Origin of the sequence: Psychroflexus sp. MES1-P1E (assembly GCF_002836055.1) — a bacterium.
Classification (GTDB): Bacteria; Bacteroidota; Bacteroidia; order Flavobacteriales; family Flavobacteriaceae; genus Psychroflexus.
In genome coordinates this window covers 20,780-41,009 of sequence record NZ_PJBS01000158.1, presented here as the reverse complement: position 1 = coordinate 41,009, position 20,230 = coordinate 20,780, and the positions used below count along the sequence as shown (strand labels likewise).

16 protein-coding genes, 1 tRNA gene and 2 pseudogenes are annotated in these 20,230 nt (G+C 34.0%); 7 read left to right on the top strand and 12 right to left on the bottom strand.

The annotated features are described in order from the left end of the window. The first annotated feature begins 85 nt into the window (after positions 1-85). A tRNA-His gene (locus CXF67_RS06350) sits at positions 86-161 on the top strand. Between the two features lie 46 nt (positions 162-207). Here CXF67_RS06350 and CXF67_RS06345 read toward each other — a convergent pair. Beyond that, positions 208-1,545, bottom strand: a complete 1,338-nt coding sequence (locus tag CXF67_RS06345; protein ID WP_102087984.1) for a M28 family metallopeptidase — start codon at positions 1,543-1,545, stop codon at positions 208-210. Positions 1,546-1,644: 99 nt separating this feature from the next. On the opposite strand from CXF67_RS06345, the gene pheT reads away from it, so the two are divergent. From pheT to lysA, 3 genes are all read left to right on the top strand, one after another. Next, complete coding sequence (gene pheT, locus CXF67_RS06340; RefSeq protein WP_102087983.1) at positions 1,645-4,071, top strand: phenylalanine--tRNA ligase subunit beta; 2,427 nt, start codon at positions 1,645-1,647, stop codon at positions 4,069-4,071. A 392-nt stretch (positions 4,072-4,463) separates the two neighbouring features. Beyond that, on the top strand, positions 4,464-5,186 hold the full coding sequence (locus tag CXF67_RS06335; RefSeq protein ID WP_102087982.1) for a hypothetical protein: 723 nt from the start codon (positions 4,464-4,466) through the stop codon (positions 5,184-5,186). Positions 5,187-5,451: 265 nt separating this feature from the next. Next, entirely contained in the window at positions 5,452-6,657 is a 1,206-nt protein-coding gene (gene lysA / locus CXF67_RS06330) for a diaminopimelate decarboxylase (RefSeq protein WP_102087981.1), read from the top strand. A 48-nt stretch (positions 6,658-6,705) separates the two neighbouring features. Here the strand turns inward: lysA and CXF67_RS06325 are convergent, their stop codons facing one another. The 6 genes from CXF67_RS06325 to CXF67_RS06300 form a co-directional block, all read right to left on the bottom strand. Next, the gene (locus CXF67_RS06325) at positions 6,706-8,724 is read right to left on the bottom strand and encodes a protein-disulfide reductase DsbD family protein (protein WP_102087980.1); all 2,019 of its coding nucleotides are present in this window, start codon (positions 8,722-8,724) and stop codon (positions 6,706-6,708) included. Further along, positions 8,721-10,034 carry a tRNA lysidine(34) synthetase TilS gene (tilS, locus tag CXF67_RS06320; protein ID WP_102087979.1) on the bottom strand — a complete coding sequence of 438 codons (1,314 nt, stop codon included), beginning with the start codon at positions 10,032-10,034 and terminating at the stop codon, positions 8,721-8,723. Before tilS ends, CXF67_RS06325 begins: the two co-directional genes overlap by 4 nt. 18 nt (positions 10,035-10,052) lie before the next feature. After that, positions 10,053-11,375 (bottom strand): anthranilate synthase component I family protein, encoded by a 1,323-nt coding sequence (locus CXF67_RS06315; RefSeq protein ID WP_257984613.1) that lies wholly within the window; start codon positions 11,373-11,375, stop codon positions 10,053-10,055. Continuing rightward, a complete protein-coding gene (locus CXF67_RS06310) occupies positions 11,372-11,908 on the bottom strand; it encodes an NADPH-dependent FMN reductase (protein WP_102087978.1) in 537 nt (178 codons plus the stop codon). The genes CXF67_RS06315 and CXF67_RS06310 overlap by 4 nt, the downstream gene beginning before the upstream one ends. A gap of 87 nt (positions 11,909-11,995) precedes the next feature. Continuing rightward, positions 11,996-12,190, bottom strand: a complete 195-nt coding sequence (locus CXF67_RS06305; protein WP_102087977.1) for a hypothetical protein — start codon at positions 12,188-12,190, stop codon at positions 11,996-11,998. Between the two features lie 120 nt (positions 12,191-12,310). Beyond that, entirely contained in the window at positions 12,311-12,763 is a 453-nt protein-coding gene (locus CXF67_RS06300; RefSeq protein WP_102087976.1) for a DUF4442 domain-containing protein, read from the bottom strand. A gap of 260 nt (positions 12,764-13,023) precedes the next feature. On the opposite strand from CXF67_RS06300, the gene CXF67_RS06295 reads away from it, so the two are divergent. The 3 genes from CXF67_RS06295 to CXF67_RS06285 are packed head-to-tail and all read left to right on the top strand — an operon-like array spanning position 13,024 to position 15,790. Then, entirely contained in the window at positions 13,024-13,368 is a 345-nt protein-coding gene (locus CXF67_RS06295; RefSeq protein ID WP_015025562.1) for a PadR family transcriptional regulator, read from the top strand. Beyond that, positions 13,361-14,935, top strand: a complete 1,575-nt coding sequence (locus tag CXF67_RS06290) for a PspC domain-containing protein (protein WP_102087975.1) — start codon at positions 13,361-13,363, stop codon at positions 14,933-14,935. Before CXF67_RS06295 ends, CXF67_RS06290 begins: the two co-directional genes overlap by 8 nt. A gap of 6 nt (positions 14,936-14,941) precedes the next feature. Further along, positions 14,942-15,790: a GIN domain-containing protein gene (locus tag CXF67_RS06285; protein WP_102087974.1), complete on the top strand. Its 849-nt coding sequence runs from the start codon at positions 14,942-14,944 to the stop codon at positions 15,788-15,790. 80 nt (positions 15,791-15,870) lie between these two features. Here CXF67_RS06285 and CXF67_RS06280 read toward each other — a convergent pair whose 3' ends face one another. The 5 genes and pseudogenes from CXF67_RS06280 to CXF67_RS06260 form a co-directional block, all read right to left on the bottom strand. Further along, entirely contained in the window at positions 15,871-17,061 is a 1,191-nt protein-coding gene (locus CXF67_RS06280) for an LETM1-related biofilm-associated protein (RefSeq protein WP_102087973.1), read from the bottom strand. 100 nt (positions 17,062-17,161) lie between these two features. After that, positions 17,162-18,937 carry an AMP-dependent synthetase/ligase gene (locus CXF67_RS06275; protein WP_102087972.1) on the bottom strand — a complete coding sequence of 592 codons (1,776 nt, stop codon included), beginning with the start codon at positions 18,935-18,937 and terminating at the stop codon, positions 17,162-17,164. A 155-nt stretch (positions 18,938-19,092) separates the two neighbouring features. Beyond that, on the bottom strand, positions 19,093-19,290 hold the full coding sequence (locus CXF67_RS06270; RefSeq protein WP_102087971.1) for a hypothetical protein: 198 nt from the start codon (positions 19,288-19,290) through the stop codon (positions 19,093-19,095). Between the two features lie 79 nt (positions 19,291-19,369). Further along, positions 19,370-19,693 (bottom strand): annotated as a pseudogene (locus CXF67_RS18720) (IS3 family transposase); the annotation flags it as partial. Beyond that, a pseudogene (locus CXF67_RS06260) lies at positions 19,692-20,150 on the bottom strand (IS66-like element ISPto7 family transposase); the annotation flags it as partial. The pseudogenes CXF67_RS06260 and CXF67_RS18720, both read right to left, overlap by 2 nt. Between the last annotated feature and the right edge of the window lie 80 nt (positions 20,151-20,230).

Sequence of the window (20,230 nt, the reverse complement as noted above, 5' to 3'; positions counted from 1 at the left end):
ATTTTTTTATTTTTTTTGTTATTTATTGAAATCCTTTTGTAGAATGCAATATTATATTAAATTTGCAATGTCTTAAAAGACAACTGGTGGATGTAGCTCAGTTGGTTAGAGCACTGGTTTGTGGTATCAGGGGTCGTGGGTTCGAGCCCCATCTTCCACCCAAAAAAGTCCTATCGTTTTCGATAGGACTTTTTTATTTAGGTGTATTTATCTCATAATTTTTGAAGGAAAGACGACTGGGCTTTCATGACCGTTTTTTCCAATCGCTGCTACTCCAAAGTAAAAATTATCGATAATAATTCCTTCTAGAGTGACTTCATTCACATTTTCAATATATCTAAAATGATCCCACGTAGGAGAAGTTGTCATTCTCCAGTAAATTTTATAGCCTTTAATATCTTTAGCATCTCTCTGTTTCCATGCAAGTTTTACAGAGGGTTCTACAATACCACCGATCCTTACCTCTGTTGGGGCAGGAGGAGCCCATGCTAAACTAGCCATAGATATAGCATTTACTGCCGTTAATTTTTTATGATAGTCAAAATTGACATAGTCAATTACATCGCCGTATTCAATACCATCTTCTGTTCTGATATCTTGATGCTGACGATTATAATTTTCATGAGCTTCCATAATACGTATCCCTGGGAAGCCTAAATCATTAAAAGGTTTATGATGACCTCCACGACCAAAGCGGTCTAGCCTGTATACCATCATAGGATTCATTTCTGGCATATAGGTTTGAGTTGTTTTATGAACATATCTAGCAAGTTGTCTAGAACTTCCATCTACTTCTCCACCATAAAAACGCTTCATTTGTCTCTCCCTGTCAGTTTCAGTTGGATTATAAGCTTCACTAAAGATCCTAAACGTGCGGTTGTCGATAACTCCATCTAAACCTTCAATATTTCCTATCATATCGTTATTGAGGACTCCAATGATATTCCATTTATTTTCCTTAGCATAGTTAGCTAAAAACTGTCCGCCATACAAACCTTGTTCTTCTCCACTCAGGCCGACGTAAACAATACTATGGTCAAATTCATATTGACTTAAAACTCGGGCAGCTTCCATAGCCCCAGCAATTCCCGTAGCATTGTCATTGGCTCCTGGAGCGTCTGTTTTAAAATCTTGAGTGTCTGACGCCCTAGAATCGATATCACCGCTCATCATAATGTATGAATTTGGATATTTCTTTCCTTTTTGAACTGCTACGACATTAACCACTTCTGCAGTTTTAGGTATTCGATTTCCCATTTCTGGCGTAACGGTTTCACTTTGATAGAAAACAGTAAGGCACTCATCACAGTTTTTTGAAATACGTTCGAACTCTCCTTTGATCCATCGTCTAGCGGCACCAATACCACGAGTATCGCTTTCCGTTTCACTAAAGGTGTTTCGGGTTCCGAAATCAACTAGGTTTTGAACGTTGTATTCAAGTTTTTCAGCTGATACTTCATCCACAATATCATAAATTCTAGTGTCTACTTGGCCGTAAAACAGACTTGTAAATCCTAAAAAGGCAATCGTAATAACTTTTATCATTGTATTTATTTTAAAATTCAATTTACCATAATTTTAGAGGAATAAAAATTTTAAGAGCCAAGGCGGTTTGTTATCTTTGCGCCTTTATAACTATAAAGTATGAAGATTTCTTTCAATTGGTTAAAACAATTCATCAATACAAAATGGTCTGCAGAAGAGACTGAAGTTTTACTTACAGATTTAGGTCTTGAAGTAGAAGGTATTGAAGCATTCGAATCTATAAAAGGTAGGCTAGAAGGTCTCCTTGTAGGTCGTGTAGAATCTTGTGAATCCCATCCAAATGCTGATCGACTGAAGTTAACTAAAGTCAATATTGGCACAGATACATCGCTAACTATTGTTTGCGGAGCTCCAAATGTTGCTGAAGGTCAATTAGTTCCTGTTGCAACCATCGGTACAATTTTATATGATGACAAAGGCGAACCCTGGACTATTAAGAAAGGCAAGATAAGAGGAGAAGTAAGTGAAGGTATGATTTGTGCCGAAGATGAAATAGGGCTTGGTGGAAGTCACGATGGAATAATGGTATTGGAAGATTCATTAATACCTGGAACACCTTTAAATGAAGTGTTTTTGGTTGAAATTGATGAAGTTTTTGAAATCGGTTTAACACCCAACAGAGCAGACGCCATGTCTCATTGGGGAGTAGCAAGAGATTTAAGAGCTGGATTAATTCAAAATGAAATAAACTTACCTATTGATACTCCTTCTGTGAGTAATTTTCATGTTGAAAATAGAAGTAATAGGGTGTCTATTGAAGTGAAAAAATCCAAATTGGCCCCAAGATATTGTGGAGTTACTGTTTCGGGTATTGAGGTAAAGGAATCACCAGACTGGTTAAAAAATAAATTAAAAGCTATAGGAATAAATCCTAAAAATACTATTGTAGATGCCACAAATTATGTGATGCATGAGTTAGGACAACCCATGCATGCTTTTGATTTAGATAAAATTAAAGATCGAAAAATTCAAGTCAAAACTTTAAAGAGTGGGACTAAGTTTACCACTTTAGACGGCATAGAAAGAGAACTTCATGAGGACGATTTAATGATTTGTGACTCACAAAAACCACTTTGTATAGCTGGGGTTTTCGGGGGTCTAGAATCTGGGGTTACAAAAAACACGTCTAGCATATTTCTAGAAAGTGCGTATTTTAATGCTGTGAGTATTCGTAAAACCGCTAAAAGGCACGGTCTCAATACAGATGCTTCTTTTAGATACGAAAGAGGTATAGATCCTAATATTACAGAATTCGCTCTTAAAAGAGCGGTTTTGTTAATTCAAGAAATTTCAGGAGGTCATGTCACTAGTGATGTAGATGATTTTTATCCTAAGAAGATTGAAGATTTTCAGGTGTTTCTAACTTTTGATAAAATAAATCATTTGATAGGACAGGAAATTGATTCTGGGGTCATTAAAACAATTCTCACCTCTTTGGACATCAAGGTAAACAATGTTTCGGAAAGTGGATTGGGACTTACTATTCCAGCTTATAGAGTAGATGTGCGAAGGGAAGTGGATGTTATTGAGGAGATTTTGAGAGTATATGGGTATAATAATATTGAATCTGATAGCAAGTTTAATGTTTCTGTTGCCAACTCATCTCCTTACGACGACTATAAAGTCCAAAATAAAATAGCAGATCAACTTGTGTCTCAGGGTTTTTATGAAACGATGGCTAATTCTTTGACGACCAAATCCTATGTAGATTTAATCGACGACCTTAAGGAAGAACATAATGTAAGTATTCTTAATGCTTTAAGTTCCGATCTTGGCGTTATGAGACAATCTATGTTATGTTCTGGTTTGGAATCTTTGAGCTATAATATCAATAGAAAAAGTACCGATTTAAAATTCTTTGAATTTGGTAAAACCTACCACAAATTCAACCCAGATTATAAGGAGCTTAAGCACTTGTCTTTATTTCTGACTGGTTTTAAATCTTCTAAGTCTTGGACCAGACCTCAAGAAACGACTAGCTTTTTTGAACTCAAAGGAATTTTAGCGAGTATTTTTGAAAAACTTGGTATAACAGACCTTTCCTTTCAGACTGTAGAATCTTCATTGTTTTCAGAAGGTCTTATGGGTAAAATAGAAGCTCAAACTATTGTTGAATTTGGAAGAGTAACCCCTCATATTTTAAAGTCTTTTGATATTGAACAAGAAGTTTTATATGCAGATGTTCACTGGGATGCCGTCTTAGAGGTCATTCAAAATCATCACTTAAAAATAAAAGACATACCTAAGTATCCGTCTACTCAAAGGGATTTTGCATTACTTTTAGATAAATCTGTAAAATTTGATGATCTTAAAACAGTGGCCTTCAAAACAGATAAGACTATTCTTAAGGAGGTAGATTTATTCGACGTTTATGAAGGAGACAAATTGCCTGAAGAAAAAAAGAGCTATGCGCTTAGGTTTAAATTTATAGATGAAGAGAAAACACTTACCGATAAGCAGGTGGATAAAGTCATGACTAAACTCCAAAATCGATTTGAAACTGAATTCGGTGCTAGTTTAAGATAAGTTGACTTTAGACGATATTTAAATCCCTATTTGTTTTTCGCTGAGACGTTTTTTGTTTTCAATATAAATTATATTGAAATAGATTTATAAGATGACCAGCATAGATATATGAGTAGGTTTTTTTATATCCTGTACATGGCAAAGTCATAATTAAAGAAGGAAAGACTTTAAGGTTAAGATCCAGAATTTTTTGTTGCAAACCTGAAATGTTGGCTAGAGAAAAACCCTAATAAAGAGGTTTTAGCAGAAGGAAGGGGAGTCTATAATTTCATACGTTTACAAAAAAGCTGATCCTTGATTGAATATATACTTATTACATGTTAAAATTCAGAGATGCAATTGTTTGAACATAACTAAGGTATTACTTTTATATCCAAAGATGTAAATGATATATGATGTTTCCAAGAACAAACCTTAAAGATCAACTCGATAGAGTAAAATTTAAAAAGACTTCCAATGAAAATATTCTAAAGGAAGTTGAATCTATTTTCAGCAACGTTGATGCTGAAAACACCATTATTTTGAATAAAATAGCCTCCGGCGACGATATAAATTTCAATAATTTTAATACCGACAAGTTAGAGTCAAGTAAAATTTACCATATCAACCAGATTGAACAAATTTGTATCAATTATAGATTGAGGTTTTTGGATTCTAAATATTTCAAAGGTAAATTACCATACGAAGCTATCTCCAAGATTAAAACTTTAGAAGAACAGCATGAGACAGACTTAAAGGGTTTTAAAATTATGGCACCCTCTAAATTGTTTAAACTTGAAAATGCAGATGATCCTTTGTTATTTGCGCCTATCGGAAATGATTATTATTATTTAATTCACAAATGGGGAAACGATCTAAGTCCATTTCGTCGCATAATGATGTGGCCTTTTAAAACTTTCGAAAACTTTATATTTTTCGCCTTGTTTTCAGCTCTGATCTGTACATTTTTAGTTCCTAGTGGTTTTTTTATGGACGAAGATAACCTTACAACAGAATTTATATTGCTTTATTTATTTATGTTTAAATGGATAGGTGGGGTCTCTATTTTTTACGGTTTTTCAAAAGGCAAAAATTTTAACACTGCAATTTGGAGAAGTAAATATTATAATGCTTAAAATTGCAATATGATTATTTTACAATTCATAAAATATCAATTATCACCCGCAATGTTTTGCGGGTTTCTTCTTAAGTCCTACAAAAAGAGACTTAAAACAATCCTGTTTTCCAGAAAACCACAACGTAAACACTGTAAGATTTCAAAGAAACGCACTTTGAAGTCTAAGATAGCAGTGTAATTTCTTTTCAACTTATATCTACTATTTAGATCCGATTAAATTAATTTTAACCGCAAAACCCTTATATATTTAAATTTTTTTACAAATGACACATGCAAATCTTTTAGAAGTCACCCAACAGTTTGGGAGTCCTGTTTATGTTTATGATTCAGAAACGATAATAAATCAATATAAACGCCTGACAGAAGCATTCAAAAAAGTAAAACATTTGCGTTTGCATTATGCAGTTAAAGCCCTTTCAAATTTAAGTATTCTCCGCTTGTTTAATCAGTTGGGAAGTGGTCTAGATACAGTCTCTATACAAGAAGTAAGACTTGGTATAGCTGCTGGGGTGAATCCTGAAAAAATTATATTTACTCCCAATGGCGTCTCCATGGGGGAGTTGGAAGAAGCTGTAGATTTGGGAGTTCAAATTAACATAGATAATTTGCTTATTCTAGAGCAATTTGGAACGAAACATCCAAAAATTCCTGTTTGTATTAGAATAAATCCACACGTCATGGCTGGCGGAAACACCAATATTTCTGTAGGTCATATCGATTCTAAATTTGGTATCTCCATACATCAAATGCCTCATGTATTGCGTATTGTTGAAAATACAGGAATGACTATCAACGGAATTCACATGCATACTGGTAGTGATATTTTGGATATTGGGGTTTTTCTTTATGCAGCTGAAATTTTATTTGATGTTGCTGCTAAATTTCAGAATCTTGAATTTTTAGATTTTGGAAGTGGATTTAAAGTTCCTTACCATGAGGGAGATATCGAAACAGACGTAGAAGAATTAGGTACAAAATTGACAAAGCGTTTCAACGAATTTTGTAAATCCTACGGTAAAGAGTTAACCTTAGCCTTTGAGCCAGGTAAATTTTTGGTAAGTGAAGCAGGTTTCTTTTTGGCCAAAGTTAATGTTGTCAAGCAAACAACTTCAACAGTGTTTGCTCAAATTGATTCTGGTTTCAATCATTTAGTTCGGCCAATGTTTTATGGTTCTAACCATGACATTATAAATATATCCCACCCAAAGCGCAACAAAAGATTTTACTCAGTTGTCGGTTACATCTGCGAAACTGACACTTTTGCCAATAATAAAATGATTACTGAAATAAGCGAAGGTGATATACTAGCTTTTAAAAATGCTGGTGCCTATTGTTATTCGATGGCGAGTAACTATAATTCTAGATTTAGACCCCCAGAGGTTTTATGGCATAAAGGTAAAGCTCACCTGATTAGACAGCGAGAAACTTTTGATGATATCGTCAGAAACCAATTGGAAGTAGCACTTTAAAGAAATTTTATTTTATTAACACATGAGAAAAAGATAGAGATTTAAACTCTATCTTTTCTTGTTTTCGAAATTCTCTAAGCCTTGTATCAACCAGCTAAGATAGGCCTTAGACGAAGATTCATAAGCAATCGTTTTATTTAAAACCTCTAGTTTTGGAGATAATAAAACATAATAAGGTTGTGAGTTGTTCTTAAAATTTAGCGTTTGAAAGGTGGCCCATTTATCTCCAATAGTTCTTATTTTTTTAACAGTGCCATTTTTTCTTTCAAAATTGAATTGGTTATCATCGCTGAGTTTAGCTTTGTCGTCTACGTAAAGAGAAATCAGAATATAGTCGTTTTTGATAGTTTCGTAAACTTCGGGAACACTCCAGACTTGTTCTTCCATTTTCCTACAATTCACACAGGCCCAGCCTGTAAAGTCCAGTAAAATAGGCTTATTCTCTTCCTGAGCAACTTTTAAGCCTTCATCAAAACTTTTATAGGCTTTTAGCCCTAGTGGTCCATCAGTATCTTTTTCATAGACGCTATAAAAAAGAGGAGGAGGGAACCCACTGATTAATTTCAGATTGGCAGAAGGTGAATTGGTTAACCCCGGAATTAGATAAACGACAAAAGCTAATGTTATGATACCTGCAAATAATCTGCCTTTGCCCAATCTTTGTAGAGGGCCATCGTGTGGAAACCTTAGTTTTCCAAACAAATACAACACCAAGCCAATACCTATAAGAATCCAAATCCCTATAAAAACTTCTCTTCTTAAAATTCCCCAATGTTGCACGAGGTCTGCATTGGATAAAAACTTAAAAGCAAGTCCCAATTCCAAAAAACCAAGGACAACTTTCACAGTATTCAGCCAGCCACCGCTTTTTGGTAACGCATTAAGCCAATTGGGAAATAAGGCGAACAGAGCAAAAGGAAGGGCAAGCGCCAAGCCAAAACCTCCCATGCCAAACGTGAGCATAGTAGCTCCACCATCTGAAGATAGAGAACCTCCTAACAAGGATCCTAAAATAGGGCCCGTACACGAAAAGGAAACCAAAGCTAAAGTGAGTGCCATAAAGAATATCCCGACAACACCTCCAACACTTGTTGCTTTCTGGTCTAGGCGACTACTCCAAGAATTGGGAAGTGTAATCTCATAATAACCAAAAAAGGAAAAGGCAAAAATCATAAAAATGACAAAAAATGTCACATTCAAGTAGGGATTGGTTGAAATATTATTTAAAATTTCAGGATTTACAGAATCGAGAAGATGAAAAGGAATACTCAATAGTAGATATATCAAAAAGATAAATGCTCCATATAATATAGCATTGATCAATCCTAACTTTTTGGTTTTTGCTCCTTTGGTAAAAAAGGAAACAGTGAGCGGAATCATAGGAAATACACAAGGAGTGAGCAAAGCTATAAGTCCACCAACAAAGCCTAGAAGAAATAAAGTAAGATTGGAGTCATTGGGTTCATCTGAATTCAATTTATAGTCGCCTTTGCCTAAAAGATTTAATTTTAAGGCATTAGCATTAGTTTTATCCTTGTTTCTTATCTCTATGGATTTGGTCTCAGCGAGTTGTAAAATAGAGTTTTGCACCTTAAAATTAAAACGTTGCTGATCTTGCGGCAGACACATTACATCATTACAGATCATAAAAAGGATTTCCAGATCTAGAGTTGTAGTTTCAGCTTTAATCCTGAAATCTTGTTCAAAAACAGCCCTATCTTTAAAGTAGGTAAGATTGGTTTCAAAGATTTCGTCAAATTTTGTAATGCCTTGAGGTCCTTGTGTGGGTCCTAACTTTTCAAGTTTGTCGGAATCATATCCAAAATTAAATTCAGTAGGGATCGGGCCATTTTCATCTTCTCCGAGTTCTTTTTGAGACGGTAAATGCCAAGTTGGGTCCATAGTCGCTACTACTGAAACGGTATAAACACTATCTGAAGTTTTTTTAACAGAAGCCTTCCATTTTGAAGGGTTTTCGGTAGCCACTTCTAATGATAAACCAAATTGAGCCCATGTGGTTGAGCTGATGAGCAAAGCCAAGGAAAAATACGAAATCTTTTTAATCATTCTTTAAGTTCGATTTTAAGGATGTTTTGAGTGTTCTTTTCTACTTTATATCTGTGATCTGTTCGCAAATTTAGTACCCAAATAATATCACCATTATAATTGCAAAGGACAAGTTGAGAAGATTTATCTACAGGACTTATTTTTTCATCTTTAAGAAAATCACTCAGTTTTTTCTTCCCTTTCATTCCAAACGGATAAAAATAGTCTCCATTTTGAACTGGTCTTAGACTTAAGGGAAACTTAAGTTTTGATTTATCAAAATAAGCAAATTGTTTCCCTTTTTCTTCCAATTTTTTGTGGTCTTGAAACTCGAGTTTGGAGTTGATCATACGCACAACTTTGTCGCTTTCTTCAATAGTAATCGGTTTAATTTCCTCTGTATATAATGCTGCTACAGTTAATTTATTTCTGTCTTTTACAAGTTGATGTGTAGGAGATTTTACAATTTTTCCAGTTTGTGCATCTAATAAATGATAGACATCCTCCCATTGTGTAAATCCAAAACCCTCTAGCAACTGATATAAAATTCCACGTGGATTGGGATGCGTTTTTAGTTTTTCTATATCAATATTAAAGCGGTTAGCTTCTTCGCTTACCAAGTCTTGGTGAAGTAAAGCCGTATAGTCTTTAATTAAGTGTTCGGTTTGTTTCAATTTTATGAGAGTAGATTCAAAACTCTCAAGGAATTGAGAGTTTAATTCCAGTAATGAGGGAACAATTTTATGTCTAATTTCATTTCTCAGGTATTTTGTAGACGCATTACTCTGGTCCTCTCTCCAGTATATGTTATGCTTTATGGCATACTCTTTTAGCTCAGCCTTAGAGAATTTTAAAAGCGGTCTTAGGATGTGGCCATTTCGGTGTGGAATACCTGTTAGCCCTTTTAAACCTGTACTTCTACTTAGATTGATGATGAACGTTTCTAGATCATCATTTAAATGGTGTGCGGTAAGTAGATAGTGATGGGAAGTAGTTTCAATCAATTCTTGAAACCAATCGTATCGCAATTTTCTAGCGGTAACTTGAATAGAGGATTTAGTTTCTTGGGCAATGCTTTCTGTCTGAAAAGTCTTAATAAAAAATTCACATTTTAACCTAATCGATAGGTTCTTTACAAATTCTGCATCCCTAGTGCTATCTAATCCTCTAAGCTGAAAATTACAGTGTGATAAACCAAAATCTAAATGTAAAGAGTTGCACAAATGAGCAAGAACCACACTGTCTAAACCCCCGCTTATCGCAATGAGAAAAGGAGTAGTGAGAAGTTCTGGAAATTCAGATTGAATATGGGATTTAAATCGATCTTGCATGACATAAAAACTTCAAAATTAAGCTTTATTAGTCTTCTTTTCAGAAACAGCGGAGGTATTAACAGCATATTGTAATGCTTTCCCTTTCAATAAACACTCTTCGTATTCCTGTTCTGGATTGGCCAAGCTTGTGATGGCACTACCTACCATATAAGAAAGGTATTTCTTTTCAGAATTATACAGCAAAGTTCTTATAACGACATTAAAATCGAAGTCACCCTTGGGAGTGATATAGCCAATGGCACCACTATAGAGTCCTCGTTTGGTAGATTCATTATGCTCTGCTATTTCCATAGCAGATAGTTTAGGGGCTCCTGTCATACTTCCCATTGGAAATAAAGATTTCAGGATTTCCGCTGTAGAAAATTCTGGCTTTACTTGGGAACTTAGTGTAGATATCATTTGGTGGACTTGCTCATAAGAATAGACTTTACACAATTCTTCAACATTAACTGAAGCTTTTTGAGCTGTTTTGGACAAGTCATTTCTGACTAAGTCAACAATCATCACGTTTTCTGAAATCTCTTTGGGATCGATTTTAAGTTGAGCTTTCAACTCTTCATCTTCTTCACGTGTGTTTCCTCTTCGAGCGGTTCCTTTGATAGGTTGTGAAATCAATTGTTGATTTTTTTTCATCAAAAAACGCTCAGGACTGGCTCCCATCGCATAGTAATTTTCCAATTTAAGATAACTTGAAAACGGAGCTTTAGAAATAGAATTTAAACTTTGAAAAGTCTTTACAGGATCAATATTTGAGTTTTCAGCATAGAACTCTTGACAAAAATTCACCTCATAAATATCTCCTCTTTGAATGTGTTTTAAAATGGATTGAGCCTTCTCGATATAGTCCACTTTGTTCCATCTCGGTGTAAACACAACAGGGTCTAAATACTTCTCTTCAACGGAGTCAAAATTTAAAATAGATTGTAGATCTGCCTCTATCTCATCATCGACAAGTTTGAGATAATGAGCTTCTATAGTTTCTCCTTTTAAAATCCAGATTTTCTTAGGTTGAATGAAATACAATTCTGGAAAGTTGAGTTGGTCTTGATTCTGAGAAGTCAGATGTTCAGTATCATTCTTCAAGTCATAACTCATATAACCAAATAACCAATCTTGAGTAGTGTGTTGGTATTCGTTTAGCCTTAAGAAGGCTTCATTGTCATCAGATTTAATGGCAGTGAAGGCTTCAACTGCCATTAAAGCCTCAAAATTTTGATGCTCTTGTCGATTTTGATTAGAGTCCAAATAGATGGCTTCTTCAAACTGATTTCCCCAAAGCATCAATTTGTTTTTAAAATCTTGTGGAATGGATATATGAAAGGTCTTTAGTGTTCTCAAGCTGGGTTCAAATCGTTTTCAAAATTGGATACAGAATCTTTTAAGGCCTTAGCAAAATCTGCACTTAAACCAGATTCACTAAAATTATTTTGAAAGGACGGTAAGCTAAAATGATCTACAATAATTCCACCGAATTTTTCAAAGTTAGTTTTTGTATAGTCCAAAGAAAATTTAGCACCTCCTTGTCCAGGGGATGTCCCTATTAACAATATTTTTTTGTCTTTGAGATACTTAGGATCTGTTCTCGACAGCCAATCTGTTATGTTTTTAAAAAAAGAAGACATTGTTCCATTGTGTTCGTTAACAGACACAATAAGAGCAGAGGCGGCATCAATTTCAACTTTTAAAGATTTAATATCATCTGGGATACCAGAAGTTTTCTCGATGTCTTCTGAAAAAATGGGAATAGACAGCGTTTTTAAATCGATATAATCGACACTCTCTTTTACCAAAGAGTTTAGTGTGTATTGAAGTAATTGATCGTTGATAGAGGTGGACGAATTCGAGCCTGTAAAAGCTATAATTTTACTCATAATATTTTTTTTGTAAAAGTACGTATAAAAGAAAAATCCACTATTTCATTTTTAAAAATAGTAGATTCTATAAGTTTTGTTTAAAAGTTAATTAAGATAAATCAAGCATCGTTTCAAAGAGGGATTCTTTTGCATCAAATTTAAAATAAAATCTTTAAGTTCTATAAGTTCATAAGGCAGTAAACGCTCAGTTGCCTTTTTAAGTTCTCTACAAAATAAATTTGTATCAAAACTCACTTTTTTTAAAACCTCTTTAGTGTATTCAAACATGGCTCTTGGCATGGTAATATGTTTAATAGTTAAGTAGATTTATATCATATAATTTTATTACTTAAATATAATATTTTTTGAAATAGCATGTCTTAAAATTTTAAGCTAAAAACGTTATTTAATATATAAATTTCATTTTTTTCGCAGCGTCCATAGGAATTTGAATTCAGAAACAATATCCCCATTTTCATTTTTAGCGATAGAAGTCATCCAGAATTTTTGTCCCTCAGGTTCAGTGGCACATTTCTTTACACTACTCCTTACCAAATCACCATCTAAACAGGTAAATTCTATTCTTCCAGTTGCTTTTTTATGAAAAGCTGATGTGTTTTCAGCAACTAACATAGAAATTTTAAGGTTGCTTTCATTAATCTCTTTCATCACAATTGCTCCTGTACTTAATTCTGCTGCCATGGCTTGTACTGCAAAATACATGCTTCTAAAGGGATTTTGATTCATCCATTTGTGAGTGGCAGTTGTTGTACAAGAAGTATCATCAATATGTTTTAATCGCACACCACATAGCCATGCAGATGGTAATTTAGTGAGTAAGAATAAATTGATTTTGGAGGGGGTAAGTTTCATTTTATAAATTTTCCATTCTACAATTTACTTAAATTAATTTCCTTATCATGATTTATCATCTTTTTATTTCTGACTTCGTTGTATTTTTCTTTAACATTTCAATGTGCTAAAAATGAAGGTATTGAATAAAATATTTTACAGTTAATTTCACTTTTAATTTTTTATAAAAGTTAAAATAAAGTTAATGTATAATACTCTGTATAGCATAGTAGTGTTTAAAAGATATATCTTCGTCCTATACTTTTATATTTTAGGATCAAATGAAGATAGAAAACACAAAAGCTCAAATGCGAAAGGGAGTTTTGGAATATTGCATCTTATCGGTGTTAAGTCATAACGATGCTTATGTTGCAGAAATTCTAGACACTTTGAAGTCCGCAAAACTGTTAGTAGTTGAGGGAACGATTTATCCACTACTAACTCGATTAAAAAATGCCAATTTATTATCTTATAGGTGGGAAGAATCCACAGGAGGACCACCGAGAAAATATTATGGATTGACAGAAGATGGAAAGGAATTCTTAGACGAACTCTCAACCACATGGAATGAACTTAACTACGCAGTAATAACAATTACTTCTAAAAAAAACACAGACAATGAATAAAACAATAAACATCAACTTAGCAAATGTGTTTTTTCATATTGATGAAGACGCTTTTAAAAAACTCGATAGCTATCTTAAAGCAATTGAGCGCTATTTATCTAAAGAACAAAGTAAGGATGAAATTTTGCAAGATATAGAAGCTCGTATTGCAGAGTTATTCACAGAGTCAACGGCTCAAGTCAATCAGGTGATTACAATGTCTCAAGTAAATGCCATGATTGGTATAATGGGAGAACCAGAAGCTTATATGATGGAAGATGATGAAGAACCTTCTTCACCTACGTCACCAAAATTTAAAGCACCTAGAAAACTTTATAGAGATCTAGAACGGAAATATGTTGGTGGAGTTTCCGCAGGTCTCAACCATTATTTAGGAATCAACACACTTTTAATTAGACTTTTTTGGGTGATTTCTGCTTTCTTTTCAGTTGGAGGTACAGTCGCTATTTATGTGATTATTTGGATATTGATTCCAGCCGCCAGGACTACGGCTCAAAAGCTGGATATGCAAGGAGAACCTGTGAATTTGTCCAATATAGAGCGTAAAGTGAAAGAAGGATATTCCAAATTTGCTGATAAGGTGGGAGATATCGATTACGAGAAATATGGACAACAAACCAAATCCGGACTGACTAAATTTCTAGATGGCTTAGGCGAAGTTTTGAGAGCTTTAGGGGTTTTCTTATCTAAATTTTTGGGAATCATTCTTCTGCTCATCTCAGGGCCTGTTCTTATTGGTTTGTTGATTTTTTTATTCAGTTTTGGAACCATATCCGTATTTGAATTAGGAGATTTTTCACAAATAGAATTTTTTGTTCTTGGCATTCCCAATTGGATTCAAATTGTTTTGTTCTTTTTAGTCGCTGCTATTCCCTTTTTCTATTTGCTTATTCTTAGTTTGAAATTGATTTTTTCTAATCTAAAATCAATTGGTAAAGCAGCTCACATCACCTTAATTGGTATTTGGGTCTTATCCGTAATAGTCATCACAACATTAAGTGTGAAAAAGCAACTAGATGTAAGTTATGATGCTGAAGTTATCGAAGTTATTGATTTAGACATCCCCTCTGGTGATACCTTGCAAATAAGAATGAATCCTAATCTTATGTTTTCTGAAATTTTAAATCAAAGCAAAAAATCCAAGATTGTCAAAGATGAATTTGATAATGAACGCTTATATAATTCAAATATTCACGTAAATTTTAAATCGACTTCCAATGATGAATTAAAATTAAGGTTAACCAAAAAAAGTTATGCTTCAAGCAAAGCTAAAGCTAAAGAAGGAGCCTCTTTCATAGATTATAAATACAATCTGGAGGATAATGTTCTAAAACTTGATAGTTATTTACTTTCCAATCCTGAACCAACGGAGCGGAGCGCAAAAGTAGAAGTAACTATCTATATTCCAGAAAATCATGTCATCTACCTAGATGAAAATTTAAATAATTTTAATAACCGTAGAAACCTCAATCGATCCAAGTACAATCATTATTTAAACTATAAAAATGATGATTGGGAATGTCTAGATTGTATCACTACACCAGATACTCTTTCAACTCAAAACTAAATCACTATGAAAACTATTTCCATTTTATTCTTGGCTGTTTCTTGCTTATGCATCACAAGCTGTAAATTCAACATTAATTACCCAGGCGGAATTGAAGGCGAAGGGGATGTGATCTCAGAACGCTTTGATCTGAAAAGCTTTAAAAATCTAGAATTAGAGCGTGGTTGGGAAGTCATCATCATTCCTTCTTCAACTAATTATATGCTAGTTGAAGCTAATGAAAACCTTTTTGAGGCTCTCGAATTTGAGATCGATTCCGGAACACTTAAGATAGGAGCTTCCAAGTCTATTGGAAAAGCAGAGGCTAAACTCATTACACTTTATTTTTCTGAAAATCTAGAACGATTGGAAGTCTCTAGTGGAGTTAAGTTGACATCTTTAGATGACTTAATATTTAAGAATTTAATAATGGAATTATCCAGCGGATCCAATGTCGAACTATCTCTAGAATTGAAGAGTCTAAACTTGCAAACATCAAGTGGGTCTGTAGCATCCCTTAGCTTAAACTCAGACGACTTATCAGTACAAAGTTCTAGTGGTTCTATGGTCTCCATAGAGGCTAATTCCATTACTACAACAGCGAGTGCTTCTTCTGGTTCTTCGATAACCTTAAGAGGAGAAACTAACCAATTGGATGTAAATTCATCCAGTGGATCTGGCATAAATTCCAAAAATTTTGAAGCGAATAATGTTGTAGCTAAGGCAAGTTCAGGCTCTAGCATTTCTATTTATCCTCTAGAACGATTGGAGGCAAATAGCAGCAGTGGAGGGTCTATTTCTTATTACAACACACCATCTGAAAATCTTATTGTAAACGAATCGAATTCAGGAGGAAGTATAAAATTAAAGCGATAAATAGTCATTTAAAAACAACATACTATGGTAACCATTTTAAAACTTATTATAATTCTAGTTCTTAATTATCTAGATTGTATTTAATCCTTCTCATAGTTTTCATTGAAGGCTGAAGGTAGCAATTGAGGGATAAATTTAATGATAATCGGTAATAGAACACCACCACCTGGAAGAGCAAAAATTGCTAAAGACGGGATGCTTTTGAAGATATCATAAAGCTGAGCCTTAACTTTTACTTTTTCTTCTGAACTGAGTTCTCTCTTGGTAGATTGTGAGATTAAATAAACCAGCTCTTTACTTTGCATGATTTCCTTGGATAATCGATTCTTGTTGCGAGAAAGCAACAATTTGACTGCCTTTTGATTGTTCTTGTAGAAATGATTTAAAGGATTACTGAAATGGAAATAAGCAATATTTTTTTTGTGGAAAAATACAAATTCAAAGAGAAACTCTACCGCAGTCTGTATATGATGATCTTTTAAATCTAACTGAGACCCAAGTTTAGATAAAAAACTCAATTCATGAATTTCAACTTTTTCATCGCTATAGATAGCCATACACGTTAGATCAAGTAAATACAAACTTCCAGTATGATCCAATGTTTGACTGTAGCGGATGTCTTCAATCTGCTGGGCGTCTTTTTCAGTTTGGAAACTATACCTTAAGGAACTTTTTAATAATTTCAAGATAAGAGTATCGTAAGAGGTCTGAGAGACTTTTTGACCTAAGGCAAGATAAACCGTAGACATAATGAGATACTCTAGAGATTTTGCATACTCACTTGGGGGTATTGAACTAATCAAGGTTTTGTTATACGTCAATACATCAGTAAATATCAATGCGTTAGTGATAATATGACTGAAATTTTTCTGAATTAATCCCTCGTTGGTTTGAACTCTTTTGTGAATGAGTTGTTCCAGTTTTTGTTCAGGTTTAGATTTTAACTTGAAGATAGATCTTAAATAATTTCTTTGCGAATAGATGGCTTCATAAAACCCCGTTATTCTGGTGATAATTTCATTTGAGGGTTCATCACCAAAAGCCTTATGGTCAATATAAACCAGCGCCACAAAAAGATTAATTTTTGCAAGTTCTTGCTGAGTATACTTGAGCTTACTATTTAAAGGAATTAAAGCAGTCTGACTAGAACCATAAATAAATCCAGATCGTCTCAAAGCTTCATAAAAAAAATCTGGATCTAGCGAAAGTAAATCGCTTTCCGCAATGCTATGTAAGCATTTAGTAAGCCAACCTGATGCAGAAGGATTCATGTGACAAAGGAACTATAAATTGATATTTAATCGTTAGACTTTAAGTAAAAAAGAGTCCAATTGGACTCTTTTAGATTAATTAATATTTTAGTGTAATATTTTAATTGGAGTAAATCTTATTGTAAAGATCCATATATCTTTCTTTTATAACTCTTCTTTTCAATTTCATAGTAGGAGTCAGGTGTTCTTTTTCGATGCTCCAAACATCAGGCGTAAGTTCAAATCTTTTGATCTTCTCCCAGTTTCCAAATTTCTGATTGTAAAAGTCAATTTCTTCCTGAACTCTGTCAATTAATTCTTGGTGTGTTACCATTTCAGACAATGTACTACCAAGATGAAGGTTTTTGCGTTCTCCCCATTCTTTAGCAAATTCTTCATTCAATTGTATAAGAGCAGCAGGCATTTTTTGACCTTCACCAACGACCATAATTTGTTCTATAAATCGAGATTGTTTCATCACATTTTCGATAATTTGTGGTGCAACATATTTACCACCAGAGGTCTTAAACATCTCCTTCTTGCGATCGGTGATTTTTAAGAATCCTTGTTTATCGATTTCTCCTATATCTCCAGTATGGAAAAAACTATTATTTATGACTTCGTCTGTTTTTTCTTTGTCTTTATAGTAGCCCATCATGACTTGAGGACCTTTAACTAGAATTTCACCATCTTTTGCAATTTTAACTACGGTTTCTGGAAGGGGAAGACCTACCGTACCAATTTTGAAACCACCATTTCTCATATCGTTAACAGCAACAACAGGTGAAGTTTCAGTCAATCCATATCCTTCCATAACACTTATTCCAGCGGCATTGAAGACTCTGGCCAGACGCGGTTGTAAAGCTGCACTCCCAGAAGCGATGACTTTTAGGTTTCCACCTAAGGCTTCTTGCCATTTGACAAAAATTAATTTCTTGGCTAGTTTGAGGCGCGTTTCGTACCACCAGCCATTAGCACCATAGGGTTGATATTGTAAGCCTAGTTCAACGGCCCAGAAAAAAAGGTTTTTCTTTATTCCCGTAAGATCAGTTCCTTTAGCGATAATCTTATCGTACACTTTCTCCAAAAGTCTTGGCACAGCAGACATTACATCTGGTTTAATTTCTTTTAGATTATCACTTATAGTTTCAATAGATTCGGCAAAGTAAACACTCACACCACTAAATTGATACATATACTGAAGCATTCTCTCGTAAATATGGCAAACTGGTAAAAAACTTAAGGCTTTTGCACTTCCCAATTCTAAAGGTAGTCGGGTTGAGCTATGGAGGGCATTGCTAGCAATATTTTTGTGAGAAAGCATGACCCCTTTTGGACGGCCTGTGGTTCCCGACGTATATATTAAAGTTGCTAAATCGTTTTCGGTAACCTTGTCCATAAGAGATTGAACCTCGGATTGATTACTTTCATCGGTTCCAAGTTCCAAAACCTCAGACCAATTTTTAGCGCCATCAACGTCATCAAAAGTATAAACTTCTTTTAAGGATTTTACTTGTCCTTTTATGGCCATGACTTTGTCATACACCTCTTTATCGGAGACAAAGCAAAATTTAGATTCACTATGATTTAAAACATAAGCATAGTCTTCTTGACAAATAGTGGGATATATAGGCACATCTTGAGCACCAAGTTGCATTATTCCAATATCCATGATATTCCACTCTGTTCTGTTGTTGGTAGAAATAAGGGCTATTTTATCATTGGGTTGCACACCAAGTCTCAGTAAACCTCGGCTTATTTTATTGAGTTGAGCAACATACTCTTTTGAAGAAGTAGATTTCCATTCGCCATTGTATTTTGTAACAAGAGCATTTTCTAGATCAAATTTTTCTAACTGATAGTATGGGAAATCAAATAAACGTTTAAGTGATGACATATTTTTATATTTAAAACAATGCAAAATAGAAATTTTTTAAATCAAATTCTATTAATTTCTTCATTTAAACCAACTAAAATTTAGAATTCTCTAATAAATTATATAATGTATTGATAATGAGTAAGTTTAATATTTTCGTTTTAGTTATTCTGATATTAAAAGCCTAAAACTGTATCATCACCTCTATAATCAGCACCACCTTCCAAACGACTAGTTGGAAGCCATGAGATGGTATCTCCTTTCCCTAGAATCTTCAACTTCTGCAGAATAGGTGTGTTGTCTTTTAGCGGCGAAGAGTCTGATAATTTAGATTCAAATCCTCTGGTCTCAGAGACTAACTCGTCTGGTAACAATTAAATATGACATCGGGGCGCATTAACCGCCTCTTGGATAGTGATGTCAAATTATTGAACATTTAAGATGGTTTGTGGACTACCTAGAAAATTTGTAAATTATTAATTTATCTACTTTTTTAATTTCTTTCAATTTTATTTTCACTTCTATAGATGAGATATATCCTAAACTAGAAAATAATTTTTCGGTATTATACCATTGAATATAGTCTTCAATAGACTCTTGTAATTGATTATGTGGAGTAAACCTGAATCGATATAGCTATTCGTATTTAAGTGTTTTAAAAAAGCTTTCAGCTACCCTAGTGTCTCAAAAATCACCCTTTACAACTATGCTTTGTGTTAATTTAAGATTAAAGGTGTAGAGGTTTGTCATTTTGTTAGAAACATACTGGACACCTCTTTAAAACAGCCTTGATAGGGGGAATATCAACTATTTGACGGGATTGTTCTTTCTGTGTAGAAAAGTCCCCTAATGCGTTTCCACAAGAAGTACACTAATCGGGTACTAATTCTATAATCTCATTTGGATGAGTTGTCATCTCTAAAATTTTACCTTTTCGTTTTTTTTGACCGCCTATTTTTCGATCAGATGATTTGCGCAAACTTTGATTTTGTTTAGGATGGTTTTCATCCTTTGAAGTGAGCATAGAGCTGTTGCGATTGTTTTTTGGATTTTTGTAGGTATATAATTTATCCTTCAACTACCTATTTTCTTTTTAAAGTAGCTGATTTTGCTTTATGATACCCCGGTTCTCTTTAATTAATCCTTGATTTTCTTGGATCAATTCTTGGTCCTATTTTGCCAAGCCTTCAACTTCATTTACTGGTCTAGCGAGAGAAGTAAACGTCGCATACAACTCTTGATATTGGCTTTATTGACGAAAATAGTAGTATTCAAAGTACCTACAATACAGCTGAAATAGCAGTGTGAAAAACC

What these genes read in the sequence shown, in the direction of transcription:
- CXF67_RS06345 (WP_102087984.1), bottom strand. Translation starts at nt 1,545, where the DNA reads ATGATAAAAGTTATTACGATTGCCTTTTTAGGATTTACAAGTCTGTTT.
- pheT (WP_102087983.1), top strand. Translation starts at nt 1,645, where the DNA reads ATGAAGATTTCTTTCAATTGGTTAAAACAATTCATCAATACAAAATGG.
- CXF67_RS06335 (WP_102087982.1), top strand. Translation starts at nt 4,464, where the DNA reads ATGATGTTTCCAAGAACAAACCTTAAAGATCAACTCGATAGAGTAAAA.
- lysA (WP_102087981.1), top strand. Translation starts at nt 5,452, where the DNA reads ATGACACATGCAAATCTTTTAGAAGTCACCCAACAGTTTGGGAGTCCT.
- CXF67_RS06325 (WP_102087980.1), bottom strand. Translation starts at nt 8,724, where the DNA reads ATGATTAAAAAGATTTCGTATTTTTCCTTGGCTTTGCTCATCAGCTCA.
- tilS (WP_102087979.1), bottom strand. Translation starts at nt 10,034, where the DNA reads ATGCAAGATCGATTTAAATCCCATATTCAATCTGAATTTCCAGAACTT.
- CXF67_RS06310 (WP_102087978.1), bottom strand. Translation starts at nt 11,908, where the DNA reads ATGAGTAAAATTATAGCTTTTACAGGCTCGAATTCGTCCACCTCTATC.
- CXF67_RS06305 (WP_102087977.1), bottom strand. Translation starts at nt 12,190, where the DNA reads ATGCCAAGAGCCATGTTTGAATACACTAAAGAGGTTTTAAAAAAAGTG.
- CXF67_RS06300 (WP_102087976.1), bottom strand. Translation starts at nt 12,763, where the DNA reads ATGAAACTTACCCCCTCCAAAATCAATTTATTCTTACTCACTAAATTA.
- CXF67_RS06295 (WP_015025562.1), top strand. Translation starts at nt 13,024, where the DNA reads ATGAAGATAGAAAACACAAAAGCTCAAATGCGAAAGGGAGTTTTGGAA.
- CXF67_RS06290 (WP_102087975.1), top strand. Translation starts at nt 13,361, where the DNA reads ATGAATAAAACAATAAACATCAACTTAGCAAATGTGTTTTTTCATATT.
- CXF67_RS06285 (WP_102087974.1), top strand. Translation starts at nt 14,942, where the DNA reads ATGAAAACTATTTCCATTTTATTCTTGGCTGTTTCTTGCTTATGCATC.
- CXF67_RS06280 (WP_102087973.1), bottom strand. Translation starts at nt 17,061, where the DNA reads ATGAATCCTTCTGCATCAGGTTGGCTTACTAAATGCTTACATAGCATT.
- CXF67_RS06275 (WP_102087972.1), bottom strand. Translation starts at nt 18,937, where the DNA reads ATGTCATCACTTAAACGTTTATTTGATTTCCCATACTATCAGTTAGAA.